Source organism: Parachryseolinea silvisoli (genome assembly GCF_021190955.1).
Classification (GTDB): Bacteria; Bacteroidota; Bacteroidia; order Cytophagales; family Cyclobacteriaceae; genus Ohtaekwangia; species Ohtaekwangia silvisoli.
The window spans coordinates 501,558-520,298 of the sequence record NZ_JAIOAO010000005.1 but is presented as its reverse complement, the minus strand read 5'-3'; the positions used below and the strand labels follow the sequence as shown (position 1 = coordinate 520,298).

At 53.0% G+C, this 18,741-nt stretch carries 11 protein-coding genes; 6 read left to right on the top strand and 5 right to left on the bottom strand.

Features of this window, described 5'->3' with window-relative positions; translation table 11 throughout:
* Positions 1-17: 17 nt before the first annotated feature.
* The gene (locus tag K7P01_RS27405) at positions 18-2,129 is read right to left on the bottom strand and encodes a M64 family metallopeptidase (protein WP_267297794.1); all 2,112 of its coding nucleotides are present in this window, start codon (positions 2,127-2,129) and stop codon (positions 18-20) included.
* A 12-nt stretch (positions 2,130-2,141) separates the two neighbouring features.
* Positions 2,142-3,122, bottom strand: a complete 981-nt coding sequence (locus K7P01_RS27400; RefSeq protein WP_267297793.1) for a hypothetical protein — start codon at positions 3,120-3,122, stop codon at positions 2,142-2,144.
* 274 nt (positions 3,123-3,396) lie between these two features.
* On the opposite strand from K7P01_RS27400, the gene K7P01_RS27395 reads away from it, so the two are divergent.
* On the top strand, positions 3,397-3,639 hold the full coding sequence (locus tag K7P01_RS27395; RefSeq protein ID WP_267297792.1) for a hypothetical protein: 243 nt from the start codon (positions 3,397-3,399) through the stop codon (positions 3,637-3,639).
* Positions 3,640-3,679: 40 nt separating this feature from the next.
* On the opposite strand, the gene K7P01_RS27390 is transcribed toward K7P01_RS27395, so the two are convergent.
* Both K7P01_RS27390 and K7P01_RS27385 read right to left on the bottom strand, forming a co-directional pair.
* Positions 3,680-5,329, bottom strand: a complete 1,650-nt coding sequence (locus tag K7P01_RS27390) for a M28 family metallopeptidase (RefSeq protein WP_267297791.1) — start codon at positions 5,327-5,329, stop codon at positions 3,680-3,682.
* 104 nt (positions 5,330-5,433) lie between these two features.
* The gene (locus K7P01_RS27385; protein ID WP_267297790.1) at positions 5,434-6,456 is read right to left on the bottom strand and encodes a LacI family DNA-binding transcriptional regulator; all 1,023 of its coding nucleotides are present in this window, start codon (positions 6,454-6,456) and stop codon (positions 5,434-5,436) included.
* A 179-nt stretch (positions 6,457-6,635) separates the two neighbouring features.
* Here K7P01_RS27385 and K7P01_RS27380 point away from each other — a divergent pair, with 179 nt between their 5' ends.
* A complete protein-coding gene (locus K7P01_RS27380; RefSeq protein ID WP_267297818.1) occupies positions 6,636-7,646 on the top strand; it encodes a glycoside hydrolase family 43 protein in 1,011 nt (336 codons plus the stop codon).
* 3 nt (positions 7,647-7,649) lie between these two features.
* Here K7P01_RS27380 and K7P01_RS27375 read toward each other — a convergent pair whose 3' ends face one another.
* Positions 7,650-9,857 carry an alpha-glucuronidase family glycosyl hydrolase gene (locus K7P01_RS27375; protein ID WP_267297789.1) on the bottom strand — a complete coding sequence of 736 codons (2,208 nt, stop codon included), beginning with the start codon at positions 9,855-9,857 and terminating at the stop codon, positions 7,650-7,652.
* 225 nt (positions 9,858-10,082) lie between these two features.
* Here K7P01_RS27375 and K7P01_RS27370 point away from each other — a divergent pair, with 225 nt between their 5' ends.
* From K7P01_RS27370 to K7P01_RS27355, 4 genes are all read left to right on the top strand, one after another.
* Positions 10,083-13,208, top strand: a complete 3,126-nt coding sequence (locus K7P01_RS27370; RefSeq protein WP_267297788.1) for a SusC/RagA family TonB-linked outer membrane protein — start codon at positions 10,083-10,085, stop codon at positions 13,206-13,208.
* A 17-nt stretch (positions 13,209-13,225) separates the two neighbouring features.
* Complete coding sequence (locus tag K7P01_RS27365; protein ID WP_267297787.1) at positions 13,226-15,058, top strand: RagB/SusD family nutrient uptake outer membrane protein; 1,833 nt, start codon at positions 13,226-13,228, stop codon at positions 15,056-15,058.
* 84 nt (positions 15,059-15,142) lie between these two features.
* Positions 15,143-16,771 (top strand): GH35 family beta-galactosidase, encoded by a 1,629-nt coding sequence (locus tag K7P01_RS27360; RefSeq protein ID WP_267297786.1) that lies wholly within the window; start codon positions 15,143-15,145, stop codon positions 16,769-16,771.
* Position 16,772: 1 nt separating this feature from the next.
* Positions 16,773-18,716 carry a sialate O-acetylesterase gene (locus K7P01_RS27355; RefSeq protein WP_267297785.1) on the top strand — a complete coding sequence of 648 codons (1,944 nt, stop codon included), beginning with the start codon at positions 16,773-16,775 and terminating at the stop codon, positions 18,714-18,716.
* Positions 18,717-18,741 lie beyond the last annotated feature (25 nt).

Here is an 18,741-nt window from a genome sequence, read left to right as displayed (position 1 = left end):
GATGGCCTTACTTTTTTTTACCACCACCCCAACCGATGATACTTATGCCGGTGAATCCAATCCCGATGGATTGCCGTCATCACCAGGTATGATTGATACGATCGCAGCAGCCCGAACCAGTTGTTGTTTCGAATAAAAACATCGTCCCACTTCGCGCCGTCGTTGAAATTTCCTATGAGTAATTTGTCAACGCGCCCCATGTTCCAACTGCCGATCCAATCGTCCTGCCACCGGCCGTTGAGGGCCGTTCCAGACGAGTGTAATATGCCCAGGTATTCCGTAGACCAGTCGTTGGTGTTGAATACGAACAGGTCGTCTTTGTTGTCGCCGTTGGCGTCGCCGATGTAGAACTCGTCGTGCTCCGCCAGGCCATCCCACCCGGGCACATCGCCGTCATAGCGTTGTACATAGTGCAGGTTGGAGCCGGAACTGCGAAGCATCAGCAAATATTCCATAGACCAGTCGACGCCGTTAAAGACATATACATCGGATCTGTTGTCAGCATTGATATCCCCGATATAAAATTTATCGCCTTTCCGCATATCGCCCCAGCCCGGCAACGTTCCATCAAATCGTTTTCGATACGATAGCTGTGTGCCGGTAGATCGAAGCATTTCCAGGTAAGGCATGGACCAGTCCGGGCCGTTAAAGACATACAGGTCATCCCTGTTGTCGCCGTCCAGGTCGCCGACGTAGAACTGGTCGTGCTCCAGCATGGCGCCCCAACCCGGCAGATCACGATCGTAGCGTTTGACGTGCGCGAGCGTGGTGCCCGTGCTGCGTAACATTTCCAGATAGCCCATCGACCAATCCTTGCCGTTGAAGACATATAAATCTTCTTTTTTATCACCGTCAAAGTCCCCGACAAAAAAGGTATCGTTGGGTTTCATATCGTCCCAGCCCGGCAGCTTCAACTCGAATAACTTAATGCATTCAAAGCCATTGCCGGTCGATCGAAGCATGCCCAGGTACGGATATAGCCAATCGCCATAGTTGAACACATACAGGTCGTCTTTCCCATCGCCGTTAAAATCACCGACAAAGAACTTGTCACCTTTTTTAAAGTCGTCCCACACCGGTATGGAGCCCGTGGCAACCCAGGAAGGTTCTATTTCAGTTCCGAGGCTTTTGTAGAGTGCCAGGCTGTTGTCATTGTGAATGACTACTTCTTCTTTTCCATCGCCGTCGAAATCGCCCACATAACTTTCGTTGAAGGTATAGTCATGATAGGTGTCCATGCGTGTTTTCATACCGTTGTAACACACCGGGCAGTAAGGTGGCGAGTTGGAACGCATACGACAGCTCTCGGCCGGTCGAAAGACACACGCATCAGCATATTTCGCGCCTTCGAATAGCCCCGCGTCATCCGAACCCGACCAGCCGGCAGGTTTCGTACCCTGGTTGTAATTGATGCAGGCGCCTTCGGGCTCGGTGCCTTGTCGAAGGGAGGTAGGCACGGGTGTTTTGGGATTGACAAAGTCTTTCCATTTCAGGCTGCTGCGTGTTTGGGTGGTGGTTACGTTAACCTGTCCATCGGTACCCGAAAAGCAGCCTGCGCGGCAATATTCATCAGCAAGATTGCCAACCATATGCCCCAGCTCATGTGCGACGGTCGACCAGGAACTGCCCAGCGTGACATCGAGCTGGTTCCCGCGCCGGCACCCACCGCCACTGGCTTCATTTAATACCAGCACAACAAAGTCCCATCCCGGTACGTTTTCGTCCAGTACGTCACTGATCAGATCGCCGGAGTTATCACCGGGTTCCATCCAGCAACGGTCCCAGACGCCGCTATACCGGTAGTCCAATGCCGTATTTCGTTCTACCGTAACCTCGCCGTCGGCGTTGACGCGCGTCACGCCGGATTCTTGTGATGTGAGGTTGAGTCGATAGATATTAAAAGCGTTTAGACTCTCCCACATCGGCCCTTCGGCAAATGCTTGTCGCACGATGGTATTGGTAACGTAGTTATTGAAAGTAGTTTGATCTGCGCCGGCTTGAAAGCCGTCGCCAATAATGACTAAGTCAAACTTTGTGCCTGCAGTGCCCGACCGTAAAAGGGTGGTGCGTTGCGCCATGGCAAAATGGATGCTGATGAAGTTCAACAGCACGAGCAGATAAAATTTCATATCTACGTGGATTTATTGTTTCTTGATAATTTCAGCGAGGCGAAAGGAGGCCCGTTGCTTAAGCGTGGGCTTGAATTTCTTCCAGGTATCGGGAGTAATATTCTCCGGGAGAGGCTTTGTGATTTGATAGACCGAGACGACGATACTATTTTTTTCGCGCTCGCTAAAGGTGTCGGGTAGGGAAACGTCCACCGTTGCGCGCTTTGCCTTGAGCTCCTTGTGCTCGGCGTTGGGATCGGGATCGTAACTGTGTAGAATCAGCGGATCGTCAAATGTAGCGAATGACAACAACGTATTATCCGACTCAAAGGCGACTAAGTAGTCGCGATTGGGCGCTTCGTTTTGTTGGAGTGCACCTTTTACACTGATTGCTTTCACGATGGTGATGGCGTCATCGGCGAAGCGTAACCGTAGTTTATAGAACTGCCCTTGTTGCGGCTCGAGCGGACTGCGGGATTCCGTCTTCGATTTCTTTTCCGGTACTTCGACTTTCTCGGGCGCTATTTTTGTTATACGGCCCGTGGGCTTTTCTGCCAGTAGTGTATCTATTTTACCTTTTAATCTTTCCCGGTCCTTTGGAACGAAAACTTCCGCTGTGTCGGGTTTATTTTTTCGTTCCGTGGCCGTTTTATCCGGTTTCTTTCTTCCGACTTTTACTCCTTCTTTACCGGCCAGGGAAAATTCTTTCCCCTTCGTATCGAATGTATACCCGCGGTGTTTGCCGATGAGCAAGTCGAGGCCCGCGTTCAGCGGCTGGTTTTCGAACGATGCAGTGACGAGTGAGTCCGGATCGCCTCCGGGTACAAAAACGGTAAAGGAAGTTTTTGATTGAATTTCATCGAGCACAGCCGATAGCTTTTGTTTTTGAGCATGAATGGAAAGAAGGCTTTTATCCTCGTTCCATTGCACTTTTAGATCGCTGCGTGGCTTGCACGACATGACCACCATCAGGATGAAGGGGATCATGCGTAGTTTAAAGAGTGTAGCATTCATAAGCGGGTTTTTAGAATAGTGTACAAAAAACAAAAAGCCCACCACAGCCAATAGGGATAGCTGTGGGTGGGCTTCTGCAATAGATATATGAATATATTTCTTTTCAGCAGGAATGCCAAGCAGCGTGGCAAAGCACCGGAAAAATCCCCGAACAGAAGTGTCGGTGTGTCCCGATTGCGTTGGTATCATCTTCCGATCACATGTTAACCACCGGTTGTATCAGATGTGACAGGATGAAAAGAAATGATTTTCGTTACTTTATGGCGACGACGGTATGGAAAGGATTGTCGTGGAGGATCGAAACTGTGGCTTTAAAAAGGTCTTCAAAGACGACCTTCCTTCGAGTCTGACACGGGGTTCTTCCATAGATGTTCCACACATGAACCACGGATGTTCTACTACTATAGAGGGTAGAACATCCCTGGATAAGGTCAAGACCCAGGGTGTGGTGAGCATGGCGCTGACGGGCACCATGCGGCACTTTTTAAGAATTTTTAAACCTGAAATGATTCGGTGACGCGCATTGTCCAGCCCGGAGGGCTGGACAATGGATGCTGTCAGTGTTTATTACGCATGGCCTTAAACTCCGAACCTTCTTTCCATGCCGGCCAGGCATCTTCTGCCGCTAAACGTTTGCCAACCTGGAATAAAAGTTTGATGTCATCGAGGGCGCCGACAGCGTTCAGGCGAGTGCTGTCGTACTCGTCTGTAGGTTGATGGTAGTATAGTTTGGTATACTCGCTTTTTAACTGGGCACCATATTCCTTACCTTTTTCAGCATGGTCGTTGCCGGTGCCGATATAAAGCGCCGGGATGCCGATCTTCGCGAAGTTGAAATGGTCGGAACGGAAGTAATAACCTTTTTCCGGCTCGCTGTCCGGCACAACATAACGACCTTGTTTGGAGGCCTCCGCCGCGAGGTAATCTTCCAGTTCGGATTGGCCTTTGCCGATGACGACAACGTCCTTCATTTTACCGTAGGGGTTGATACCGTCCATGTTGATATTGGCAACGGTATTCGTGGCAGGGTATACCGGGTGCGCAGCGTAGTAGGCCGATCCCCACAGGCCTTGCTCTTCGGCTGTAACCGCCAGGAATACTACCGTGCGGCGAGGTCTTTCACGCAAGCCTTTAAAGGCCTTTGCAATTTCCAGTAGGGCGGCCGTGCCGCTGGCATTGTCGTGTGCACCGTTGTAGATGCTGTCGCCGGCAGCATTGGGTTTGCCGATGCCTAAGTGGTCCCAGTGCGCGTTATACAGAACATACTCGTTTGGCTTTTCACTCCCTGTTAGTTTGGCAATGACATTGTAGGATTTATCAAAACGTGTCTTGACGCGCAAGGTTGTGGACGCTTTTACGTTCATATCCACGGCCGTAAAGCCGGGCTTGCGCGCCCGTGTCTGCAGCTCGTTGAGATTAAGACCGGCCAGCTGAAATAGTTTTTCTGCCGCCGGGAAGGAGACCCAACCTACACCTTCGCAGACATAGGACTCGTGTCCCCGTTGGTCAAGATAAAGATGCGGGGAGTTCCAGTTGTTCTGGACCACGCCGAACGGATAGGCTGCGGGCACGGTGTTGTGTATGATCAGACAGCCGCGGGCGCCCTGACGTGCTGCCTCTTCGTATTTATAGGTCCAACGTCCGTAATACGTCATGGTATTGCCCTTGAAGAATGTCGTGTCGTTGCCGCCGAAGCCCGGGTCGTTTACCAATACAACAACGATCTTGCCTTTCACATCCAGGCCTTGATAGTCGTTCCAGTTATACTCCGGGGCGACTACGCCAAAGCCGGCAAATACCAGCCCGGCGTCGCGCCAGGAGATAATCGAGTCTGTGCGCTGTGTCCAGAGTACATAGTCCTTAAATCCTGATAGTGTTGTTTTACCGGTTGGCCCGGTGAGATTCATGACCGAGTCGGCGGTGGTGGTAATTTCAACCATGGGCACTTCCTGCAGGAAGCTGGTGTCATTACCGGCTTCCAGTCCCAGGTGTTTAAACTCGTTCACCAGGTATGCCAGTGTTTTTTTCTCGCCTGCGGTAAAAGGCCTGCGGCCCTGGAAATCGTCAGCGGCGAGGGTCTTTACGTGCCGGGCGTAACCTGCCTCGGTAAAGCTGGCGAGGCCGTCTTGTGGATCGGATTGTTTCGGCGTGCACGAAACGATGGCTAAAATGAATAATGACAAAGACCAAACGGTACTTTTAGGCATAGGACGATGGGGTTAAGAAAACCTAATTAAAGGTTTTTTTTGAGAATGTACACAGAAAAGTCTACCGCCCGTCCGATAGGCTGGTCTGCCGGTAAAAAGGTGGATCACTTTATGCGTGACGACTCGCGCACTAACAACTCGTGTTTTAACACCAGCGTATTGATCGGAGAGGTGCGGCTGTTATGAATCGTGTTGATCAGGGTTGTCGCGGCGATCTGCCCCATCTCATACCCGGGATAATGTATAGTGGTCAGATTAGGCTCGATCACGCGGGCGATGGGGTCGTTGTTAAAGCCTACTACAGCGATGTCTTCCGGAATACGGATACCGGCGGCTTTAAGCTCCTGCATACAGGCTACCGCCGAGGAATCGTTGGCTGCGAATATACCGTCGGGATGTGGATCAAGTTGTAAGATCCGCTGCGCGGCCTCGATGCCGCCTTGTTCGTTCAGCGGGTTAACGATGACAAGTGTTTCGTCATACGCAATGCCCTTCTCTTGTAATGCCATGCGGTAACCCTTCAGCCGGTCCGCGTAGGTATTGCGGTTCAGGTGGCCGCACAGGTGTACAATGCGCCGGCGCCCTTGCTCCAGCAAGTGCAGCGTGGCGTCGTACCCTGCCTTTGTGTTGTCGATGACGACATTCGTGCACGTGGGATCATCAAAGACGCGGTCAAAAAAGATTACCGGTATCTTCTTGCGCAGCAAGGCTTCAAAGTGCTGGATGTTTTCGGTGGTATAACTAAGCGACACCAGCAAACCATCCACGCGGCTGTTGTACATCGTCGTGACATTTTTGATCTCTTTTTCAAAGGTCTCCTGCGATTGGCTAATGATCAGACTATAGCCCTGGGCATTGACCACGTGCTCGATGCCCGAGATCACCGTCGACATAAAGTAGCTGTTGATGCGGGGGATGATGATGCCGATGGTATTGGTCTTTTTTGAGCGGAGGTTGCTGGCAAACAGATTGTTTTGATACCCCATCAATTGCGCCGTATCCTTGATGCGCTTGCGTGTTTCCTTCCTTATGGCAGGGTGATCCTTCAGTCCGCGGCTAACGGTAGCAGGCGACAGATCAAGTTTTTCTGCAATATCGTAGATCGTGACTTCCTTCTTTCCGTCCATATTTTACAATCGCTTACACGCGATCTGATGCTCAAAAATAACTAAAATTCCATCTCTCTGTGTTATGATATTGCAATCGGTTGCAAAAATTACTAGTTTTAGAGACAATCAACCAAACCCCAGGCTTTCAGGCCGACCGATGAACTATGAAAAGACGATTGATTCTTTATTGTGTTTGCATGTTTTCCGGCGCGACGTTGTTCGCGCAAGCTCCCACAAAACCACTTTCACCGCCGCTGGTCACGGATCTTTACTCAGCCGACCCCTCGGCGCATGTGTTCGATGGTAAGATCTACATTTATCCTTCGCACGACATCGACGCCGGCGTGCCGGAAAACGACAACGGCGACCACTTCGACATGCGCGACTATCATGTGTATTCGCTGGAAGCGCCCGGCAAAAAGATCCAGGATCATGGTGTTGCGCTCGATATCAAACAAGTGCCCTGGGCTGGAAAGCAGCTGTGGGCACCCGACGCCGCTGTCCGCAACGGTACATACTATTTATACTTTCCGGCCAAAGACAAACAAGGTGTTTTTCGCATCGGTGTCGCGACGAGCAAGTCACCGGCGGGGCCCTTTCAGGCGTTGCCCGAACCTATAAAAGGCAGCTATAGCATTGATCCTTGTGTTTTTACAGATGACGATGGTACGTCTTATATGTACTTTGGCGGCATCTGGGGTGGACAGTTACAACGGTGGCGCACCGGGCAATATGACAGCGCCGGCGTGCTGCCGCAAGATCAGGAGCCCGCCCTCGGCCCCCGCATGGCAAAACTTACAAATACCATGACGGCGTTCGCTGAACCCGTACGCAACCTGAAGATCGTTGATACCGCCGGGAAAGAACTGTTGAACGGCGATAACAACCGCCGCTTCTTTGAAGCCGCCTGGATGCACAAATACAAAGGTAAGTACTACTTGTCGTATTCTACCGGCGACACGCACCTGATCTGTTACGCCACCGGCGACAATCCGTATGGCCCTTTTGTATACCGCGGCGTGATTTTAAAGCCCGTACTGGGTTGGACGAATCATCACTCCATTATCACATTCAAAGGCAAGTGGTATTTGTTCTATCACGACAGCACCTTGTCGGGCGGTAAAACACACTTGCGGAACATCAAGATGACCGAGCTGAAGTACAATGCCGATGGCACCATTCAAACCATTTCGCCGTATCTCGACTGAGCGTTACCATTTCGGGCGAATGCCAGGTGCATACGGAAACTCGAGGCGTTGATAATCTTCCAGCGTCCTTGCCGGCTTAGGAATTCCCGTCGGCAAGGGCTGCTTTGAAAACTGTTGAAAATAAAGCAGACACGCGTCTCGCCACCAGGTTGCTTCCTGGTGTTGAACGGCGAGCAACGCTGTCACCTGGGTGTGAAGAGCATCATCCACTTTTCCGTGCAGCGTCTTCCACCTCGTTTGCATCCAGGCCACCGAATCGACCCCCTGCTGGTACGTATAGCAAAGCTCGTCCCACAACGTACGGCCCGAGCGCATGGTATGGCTCCAGGGCACATGGTGGAACCACAGCAAGTACGACTCCGGACACTGCTGCAGATCGTTGTACAGCGCCTGTACCGGTGGGTGGTATTGGCCCAGGGCATTGCTGCCGCGCGAGGATCGGTCGAAGCCGATGCCCTGCGCGTCGGCACGATGGTAATAAACCGACGTCCAGTCTGCGCGTTCTTTGTCTTTGATCCATGGTGCAGGCCCGTAGTGATGGTTCCAGCCCATGATGTGGTGTAGCCCCAGCGGCGTCATATAGCGTACTGTCGTCTCACGGGTGGCCAGCAGCATGGCGCGGATGGTTTGTACGACGACGGCATCCTGGTGCAACGTCATGCGGATCCACTCGTCGGCAACGGCCGACGGCGAAAGTTGATGGTCCCACGCCAGACGGCCGAATGCGTACCAGTTGGCCTGGGCAAGGGGGTGGCCGCACCAATTTCGATCATTGCCGATATTGGCCACACCGGCCATGCCCGTGAGCGTATGCTGATCCAACGTACCGTCTATAACGCGCGATACCGGGCTGCCTTTGCCGCGGGCATAGGTGTCAGCGTCCAGGCATTCTTTAAACAGCGGCGCCTGGTAAAAGAGATGGGTCGCGAAACCCAGGTATTCCTGTGTGAGCTGAAATTCGGGTAGGAGGGCCGTGGCGGGCATCGCACCGAAGAGTGGGTGGAACGGCTCCCGTGGTTGGAAGTCAAGCGGCCCGTTCTTTACCTGCACCATCACATTCGGCAGAAACTTGCCGTCCAGGGGCTTGAACTCATTATAGGCCTGGCGCGTACGATCTTCGGGTACCTGGTGGTCGTACACAAAGGCACGCCACATCACGATGCCGTGGTACGGTTGTAATGCCTCGGCCAGCATGTTGGCACCATCGGCATGCGTGCGTCCGTAATTCTGCGGGCCGGGTTGTCCTTCGGAGTTGGCTTTCACCGTAAAGCCGCCAAAGTCGGGTATATAGGTATAGATTTCGCGAATTTTGTCCTGCCACCAGGCCCGTACCGCTTTATTCAAGGGGTCGGCCGTCGGTAAGTTGCCAAGCTCCATGGGGGCGCTGAACCGGGCCGTGAGGTATACTCGAATACCATAGGGCCGGAATACGTCGGCGAGGGCTTTGACCTTTTCCAGGTACATCGGTGTAAGCACCAACGCATTGGCGTTGACGTTGGTCAGCACCGTGCCGTTGATGCCGATGGAGGCATTCGCCCGCGCATAGTCCGTATAGCGTGGGTCGATATAACCGGGAAGCTTATGCCAATCCCACAGGGAGAAGCCGGCATACCCACGTTCTACCGTGCGGTCGAGATTATCCCAATGATTCAGGATACGGACTTTTGTTTTCGGTGCGCTGCTGACTTCTGCTAACGGTTGCCCGGTCTGCAACAAGCGCAAGAAATGAAAGACGCCATAGAGCATACCCGTTTCCGTGGCTGATACAATTGCAATGGATTCCTTGCCTTGAATACGCGTGTGTGTAATAACAAAGCCATCCGGCGCCAGCCCGACCACCGTATGCTGCAGCGACGCGAGCAACGGCGACTGCGAAGTGCCAATGACGAGCTGGTGGTTTACGCCGTTGGCCGCCTCCGGTATAGTCTTACCAAACAATCCGGGTAATGCACGTCGGAGCTCCGTTCGTGCAACCTCGGCGGTGGCGCCCTCCGATACCACCCGCCAGCCCTGGAGTTGACGGCGATACGACGCAGCTGCTGTTGGATCGGCTATGCGTGTATACTTCAACCAAAGTTCATAGCCATCATCCGCCTGCAACCGGAACGGAACCATTAGATAGAGAAGTAGCACGAGAACCCGGCCGGTCGTCAGAAGGGTAGCAGGTCGGATACTGGTGTCGTTTGCGAAGTCGATGGTAATTATGCTCATGAGAGATAGAAATAAGGCCATTTTGAAGGCATTTCAATACATCGGTATCATTCATTTATATCGATTTATATCCTTCCAATGGCCTAAAATAGTGATTTGTTGAGATAAATTTATGCAATCGGTTGCAAGAATTGCTAAAAACACTCATCTTCGATTCGTGCATTTCCTGACACCCGGGAAATCCCAGGACCAGACCAATTACTAATCCACTTAAATAAACAACCTATGAGAACTCTATTTCTACCCAATTTCCCAGGTTCAGGCATGGGGCGGGGCTTTCCGGGGGCTGTCCTATGGGGCCTCTTGTTGCTCGCTTCCGTGGCGAACGCGCAGACAGCCGTGCAGGGTACTGTTCGGGATGAGAGCGGTGCCGGCATGCCCGGTGTATACGTCGTGGTCAAGAACACGTCGCTGGGTACAACGACCGATGCCGATGGTAATTTTTCGGTGAACGTCAGCGGCAACGATGCGGTGCTGGTATTCAGCTTTATCGGCTATGCCACGCAGGAAGTGGCCGTCAACGACCGCACGCGTGTGGACGTGGCGTTGGCTGCCAGTGTGCAGTCGCTGGATGAAGTAGTGGTGGTGGGATATGGTACCCAAAAGAAGAGTGACATCACCGGCTCGCTGGCGTCTGTCAGCTCCGAGTCGCTGCGCGAGGTGCCGGTGGCCAACGTACAGAATGCCCTCCAGGGGCGTGCTGCCGGCGTGGAGGTGCAGCGCATCGGAAGCACACCTGGCTCAAGCGCGCAAATCCGCATTCGTGGTGAACGCTCCGTATCGGGCAGCAACGATCCACTCATTGTACTCGATGGGATACCGTACCAGGGAAGTCTCAATGATATTAATACCAGCGACATTGCTTCCATTGAGGTATTAAAAGATGCATCGGCCACGGCAATCTATGGCTCGCGCGGTGCAAACGGCGTGATCCTGGTAACAACGAAACGGGGAAAGAAGGGTGAAAACATTCTTTCGTTCAATAGCTACTACGGTATTAGTACTGTATCCAAGAAATACCCGGTATATGATGCCAAGGGGTATGAAAACCTGCGTGACCGGTCCGTATACCTCGGCGGCTATAAGCCCGAGGAGCTTGAATCGATCCAATTGGGACGGTCTACCGACTGGCAGGACCTGATGTATGAGAACGGTTATATTACAGATCACAATCTATCGATTTCCGGCGGTGGCGACCGCAGCACGTATTCGGTAGGGGGCGGATACTTCAAAGAGAAAGGTGTATTGCCCGCGCAGGATTTTTCGCGCCTCAGCCTGCGGCTCACAGAAGACCTGCAGCTAAACGACCGTGTGAAGTTCGGCTTCAATTCCATGAACTCCTATAGCATTCGCAATGGCTCGAACATCAGTCCCATGTTCCCGATCTTATCGCTCAGTCCCCTGATGCCGGCGTATGAAGCCGATGGTACGATTGTCAAGGCTCCCGCCGGCAACGACGACGACCGGGCCAATACGTATAGTCCGCTCTACCTGAAAAGCAACGACCATGACTGGGTCGATCGCATTCGCCGTATTCGCACGTTCAACAGTTTATACGGTGAGGCCGAAATTATACCGGGCCTGACCTATCGCTTAAATGTCGGGCTGGATTACTCGCAGGAGGAAAATAGCCAGTTCCGCGGGATGGATACGTACTTTACACCGAATGCCGGCAACTACGCCAGTGTAGACAATACGGAAGAATGGAGCTATACCGTGGAAAACATTCTGATGTATGAGAAGACATTCGCGGAGAAGCACCACGTTAAATTCACGGGCCTGTATAGTGTCCAGGAATCGCAAAAGCATAACACCTTTGTGCGCAAGGATTCGATCACGAGTGACTTTGTGGAATATTACAATCTGGGCACATCGGTGGAAACCGCCAACCGTCGTCTGGATGGCAAAGAAGCAAAATGGGGCATTGTGTCCTATATGGGGCGTATCAACTATAGTTTCGAAGACAAATACCTGTTGACGCTGACCGGACGCATCGACGGTTCTTCCCGTCTTTCAGAGAAATGGCATCGCTACCCGGCAGTGTCGGGTGGGTGGAATATCATCAAGGAGGACTTTATGCAAAACGTCCGGCCCGTGTCAAACCTGAAGCTGCGGGTAGGATGGGGGAATACGTCCAACCAGGCCGTTGATCCCTACAGCCTGATCGGTGGCGTGAGTAATACCTGGCGCAATGGTACGAACAATGTTCCGATCGTTTATAACTTTGGTACAAAACTCCAGAACGGCTATTATGTAAGCCGCATCGCCAGCGAGAAGCTCGTGTGGGAGTTTACGGCGACTACCAACATCGGCATCGACTTCGGATTGTTTGAAGACCGCATCACCGGTTCGATCGACTGGTATAACGCGCGTACGCACAACATTATTTATAACCGTACGCTGCCCGCCACGTCGGGTGTGAACAGCGACTATGCCACCAACATCGGTAAAATGCAAAACCGAGGTGTGGAGATCGCTATTTCATCCATTAACATTGAATCGCCGGGCGGATTCCAGTGGAGCACCGACTTCAACATCTTCTGGAACCGGAATAAGCTTCTTTTCCTCGACGACGGTTTTGTACGCAACATTGAGAACGGGTTGCACATTGGCGAGCCACTCACCGCGATTTATGACTTTGATAAAACCGGCATTTGGCAGTTGGGTGAAGAGGCACAAGCCCAGGCCTTTGGACAGGTACCCGGTCAGCTCAAGATACGTGATATCAGCGGGCCCGAAGGCGTACCCGATGGTAAGATCAACCCCGAATACGACCGTACGATCATCGGCAGTGGCCAGGCGAAATGGCAGGGAGGTATTACCAACCGCTTTTCCTATAAAGGTTTTGACTTGTCGTTTGTGACCTATGCACGCTACGGCGGAACCTTAGTCAGTGCTATACACCAGCCGTTGGCAGGCTACCTGACAATCAACGACGGCCGTCGCAATCAGCTGAAAGTCGACTATTGGACACCGGAAAATCCGACGAACGATTTCCCGGCACCCCTCGCAACGATTACCCCGCCACAAGCTACGTCAGCCTGGACAACCCTGGGTTACCACGATGCGTCGTTTGTGCGGATCAGGAGCATCAACTTTGGGTATAAAATTCCGACGGCGGTGGCCGAGCGAATCCGGGCGCGTTCCATTCGCATCTATACCACGGTGATCAACCCGGTGGTGCTGTACTCGCCGTACATGAAAGCGGGTGGCGTCGATCCAGAAGCAACCGGCACCGGTAAAACCGGCTTTGTACAAAACGGTGGCAATATTCCTGACCGCGCGCTGACGGTAGCGCTCAGCTCGCCGCCCACGCGGTCGTTTACGTTGGGCCTTAACATTACCTTCTAACACAAAAATATTGGTTTATGAAATTCTTGAATAAACTTATACCCTCGTCACGCTGCCTGGTGTTGGTAACACTGCTGTCGACCGTGGCGTGCAATGAGATCCTGGAGGAAAATCCCTATACCACGTTTACGGCGGATTACTTTAAGACTTCGGGCGGTTTTCGTTCGGCTGTCGTTACCGGGTATGCAGGCATGCGCTTCAACTATGGGCCTATCGGCGCCCTGGACATCAACGTATTTGGTACCGACGAATGGACCAACGGCGACCAGGCTATCAGCTCGCCGCTGAATGTCTATAACGTCAGTACATCCGAAGGCGACTTGCTTACGCCCTGGAATAACAATTTCTGGCACATCAATACCCTCAACCTGATCATTAACCTGAAACCGGAAGAGCTCATTGACGTGAGGGAGGCGGACAGACTCGCCTGGGTAGCGGAAGCCCATTACCTGCGTGCGCATTATTATTATTTGCTGGTAACGCAGTTCGGTGCGGTACCGCTCGACCTGGGTTCGGGCGAGCTCCAGTTTAACGACCTGCCGACGTCCGCCTTTAACCGGTTGCCGGTGGACGATTTGCTGGTAAAGAATTACCAGGCTATGATTGACGACCTGACCTTCGCTGTGGAGAACTTGCCGGCGAAGCGTCCGGAAAGAGCCTTCAGCTTGTCGAAATCCGCCGCGCTGCACCTGCTGGCAAAGGTATATCTATACCGGGGCTATTCCGCCGCCAGACAGCCTTCAGACTTTCAGAACGCATACAATACGGCCATACAACTGATCGACGGTAAGGACACATATGGTGTGGCGTTGTTGGAGAATTTTGCCGATGTATTCCGCGAAGGGAATGACTACAACGCAGAGATTATGTACGCCGTCGAGCGTCTGCCGAAGAACAATACCGCGAACGAAATGATCGACCCCTCGACCGACTTCGCCAACAAGGCGAATATGACTAACAACATGTTTAATTCTAATTACCAGGGGCCGATCTTTGTCTTTGATCCTACGACTACGCCGCCGTCCACGCAAGCTTATATCGATGGCCGCCCGCTGGAGTATGGGCGTCCCCTGCGCCGGTTCGCGCCGACCAAATGGCTTTTCGAGACGGCTTTTGCCGACAAGAAGAACGACAGCCGCTTTGACAATTCCTTCCGCATGGTGTGGTATGCACGGTCTGTATCGGCTACGCCGCCCGCTACTTACGTGAATCGACTGAATGTAATCGGGTTAGCGATTGGCGACACCGCCTTTTACCTGACGAAGACGGACCGCGAGGCCGATTCGTTGAAAGCGTTGACCGGTGTCCAAAAGAAAAAATATCGGGTCTTTGGTCCAGGTGAATTTTATACCAACACCAACCGGACCAACCTGATCTATCCGAGTCTCAAGAAGTTTCAAAGTGTACAGCGGGCTAACTTCCAGGATGCGTCTGGCAGACCGCTGCCGGTAAGCCGCTTTGCAGAGACCTATCTGCTGGCGGCCGAAGCGGCCATGCTTCTGGGCCAGCCGGGCGAGGCTGCCGACCTGATCAACGTGCTGAAGCGCCGTGCGGCGTATCGCCCGGGACTGACGCCGGAGGAGATCGATAATCGTTATTCCGCCATGGAAGTGACCGCTGACGATATAAACATTGACTTTATACTCGATGAGCGCACCCGCGAGCTGGCCGGCGAGCATTCCCGTTGGCCCGATCTTGCGGCCCGCGGCAAGCTGCTGGACCGCGTGCCGACGCGTAACGTCGATGCGGCCAATATTCAGCCGCACCATGTGCTGCGCCCGATTCCGCAAAGTCAGCTTGACCGGATATCCGACCCGGACAAAGCCAAATATCAAAACCCCCTATATTAACGGAACTGTTACCGCTTACCCCTTTGGCGTTTAGTGTGAAGGAAGGTCGTTACCTTCCTTCACGTTTTTTAACGTATCTTCCTTATGGTGAAACAGCTGTTTATATACTGCATACTCGTTATACTTGCCGGCGCGGCCGTTACCACCGGGGCGCAGCCGCTGCCGTCCTTACGGCGTCAGGGCTCCGCCGGCCACCTGGTGGTAAACGGAAAACCCTTCTTAGTACTCGGTGGCGAATTAGGCAACTCCAGCGCGTCCAGCGCCGACTACATGCGTCCCCTTTGGAAAAAGCTCCAGGCTATGCACTGTAACACGGTGCTCGCACCGGTATATTGGGAGCTGATCGAGCCGGCCCAGGGAAAATTTGATTTTACGATGGTCGATAGTTTGCTGGTCGGCGCACGCCAGCATGGTATAAAGCTGGTCTTTCTGTGGTTTGGTAGCTGGAAGAATAGCATGTCGTGCTATGTGCCGGCGTGGGTCAAGAAAGATTACAAGACGTACCCCCGTGCATACAGCGAACGGGGTCAGGCACAGGAGATCCTTACGCCGTTTAGCGCCAACAACCTGCGCGCCGACGTGGATGCCTTTCGCGCCCTGATGAAGCACATCCGTGAACAGGATGAGAAATACCAAACCGTCATCATGATCCAGGTGGAGAACGAGATCGGTATGTTGCCCAGTGCCCGCGATCATCATCCGGAAGCGACGAAGGCTTTTCACCAGCCTGTACCTGCGCCGTTGATGCAATACCTGCAGGAACACAAAAAGAATCTCACACCAGCGTTGGCGGAAGCCTGGAGAAAGAACGGTTCCCGAACAACCGGCACCTGGGAGGAAGTATTTGGAAAGGGCCTGGCAACTGACGAAATGTTTATCGCCTGGCATTTTGCCATCTTTGCTAACCAGGTAGCGCTGGAGGGTAAGAAAGTATACCCATTGCCGATGTTTGTCAATGCCGCGCTAAACCGGCCCAATGTAAAACCGGGTGATTATCCGAGTGGAGGCCCGCTGCCGCACATCATCGACATTTGGAAGGCGGCCACGCCTGCCATCGACTTGCTGTCCCCCGATTTTTATAATCCTGATTTTATCCATTGGAACGACCTGTACACGCGTCCGGATAATGCGTTGTTTATTCCGGAGATACGGTTCGAACCGTCTGTGTCGGCGAAGGTGTTTTATGCACTCGGCCACTACCAGGCTATTGGCTTTTCGCCGTTCTCCATTGAGTCGACCGATACACCGGAAAACGAGCCGATCGGTAAGAGCTACCAGGTTCTCAACCAGTTGATGCCACTGCTCTGCCAGCACCAGGGCAAACCGACACTGGATGGCGTGCTGCTCGATAAGCACGCGGATACCGATACGCTCACGTTTGGGAACTATACCTTTATTGTAAAGCATGACTATACATTGGGATGGTCACCCGGTGCGAAGGAGGCGGCCTGGCCTCAGGCGGGTGGGCTGATTATCCAAACGGCACCCGATGAGTTTGTTGTGGCCGGCACCGGTATTGTTCTTAGCTTTGTTTCGGCGCAACCGAACAAAGGCAGAGCCGGCATTCTCAGCATCGAAGAGGGTGAATATCGCGGGGACCGTTGGGTACCCGGTCGCACGATGAATGGTGATCAAAGCCACCAGGGGCGGCATCTGCGCTTTCCCGTCGGCGAGTATGGAATACAGAAATTGTCATTATACCAGTATAAATAAGATGCGGTGGATCATCGTTGTTTTTGCAATCTGTCTGCTGAGCAACCTGCAGGTATCGGCACAGGTACGATTGCCCGCCATCGTACGCGACAGCATGGTCGTACAACGCGACACCCGGTTAAAGATTTGGGGATGGGCGTCGCCGGGGGAGCGTATACAGGTGATGCTGAACAAGAAGCGATACAACGCGACGGCGGGGGTGGACGGTAAGTGGGCGGTTTGGATAGCGCCCTTACAGACGGGCGGTCCCTACACGCTCTATATTCAAGGCAGCAATAAGATCACCTTGCGTAATATCCTGGCCGGTGATGTATGGCTCTGTGCAGGGCAATCCAATATGGTGCACTCCCTGGCGTTACACGAGGAGCGTTATGCGCAAGAGATAAGACAAGCAAACTATCCCCAGATTCGAAACTTCACGGTGCCGGTGGCGGCCGCTCTACAGGGACCTCGTGAAGCGCTGTCGGGTGGCCGGTGGAAGTCCGCGAATCCATCCGATGTGAAGGGCTTCTCGGTGGTTGCCTACTTCTTTGCGCGGGCATTATACGAAAAATATCGTGTGCCGATCGGGATCATTAATACCAGTGTGGGAGGAACGCCGGTTGAAGCATGGACGAGTGAAGAAGGACTGCGTGCATTTCCCACAACAACGGCTATTCTTCAGCAAAATAAAGATAGCGTATACGTTAATCGTATGAACCGGGATGCAGCAGCGCGTCACGATGCCTGGGAGCGTGCTGTTCGTTCGGAGGCTGGATTTTCGGCGACGGCGCCGGGCGAGACGAAGCCAAAGGATTGGCGTACGATTTATGTGCCTGGATATTGGGAGGATCAAGGAATCCAGGATCTTGATGGTATTGTACGTTATCGCCGGGAGATCATGTTGCCTGCATCGGCTGCCGGAAAAGCGGCGCGTTTGGCGCTGGGACGTATCGTTGATGCCGATGATGTGGATGTCAACGGCGTGGTTGTTGGCCATACGGGGTATCAATATCCGCAGCGCCGTTACCGGGTGCCTGCAGGGGTGTTAAAGGAAGGCCTGAATACATTGACAGTGCGTGTGACGAACTATCATGGCAAAGGCGGCTTCGTGCCGGATAAGCCGTATCGACTGATCGTAGAGAATGACACGGTCGATCTGACAGGCTATTGGCGATATACGGTTGACGTCGTCTTTCATGTACCCGAACCCGTTGGCGCAACGATACCGCTACGTTCTCAACCCGCGGCGTTGTTTAATGGGATGGTGGCACCGCTGACGTCGTATGCTATTAAGGGCGTAGTTTGGTACCAGGGAGAGAGCAATACCGGCGGTGCCGGGGAATATAGCGGGCTTCTTTCAGCATTGATGGCCGACTGGCGTCACCAATGGCAGCGTGATGATCTGCCGTTTTTGTTTGTGCAGCTCCCCAACTTTAACGAAGTGAACTACCTGCCGGCGGAGAGTCAGTGGGCTTCTTTGCGGGAGGCACAGCGTCAGACGCTGCGCGTGCCGCGTACCGCAATGGTTGTTACGATCGATCTGGGAGAATGGAATGATATCCATCCCGGTAATAAAAGGCCTATTGGTGAGCGATTGGCATTGGCGGCGCGGAGGTTGGTGTATGATGATAAGCAAGTTGTGAGCTCGGGGCCTGTATTTCAACAGGCGCGGGTGCAGGGGCGATCGGTTATTCTCTCGTTTCGTGAGACGGGTACAGGATTGACGACGCGTGATGGCGAGGCGCCGGGACAGTTTGCTGTAGCGGGTGCTGACAAGGTATTTAAATGGGCTGAGGCCAGGATCGTTAATAATAACGAAGTTGTGGTTTCTTGTGAGCTTGTTGAACGGCCGGTATATATTCGGTATGCTTGGGGGGATAATCCTGCGAGGGCGAATCTTATTAATCGTGAAGGGTTGCCGGCTTCGCCGTTTGAGGAGCGGTTGACGGAGCTTAACAAGTAACACATTAATACGCGAGTCTAATTCA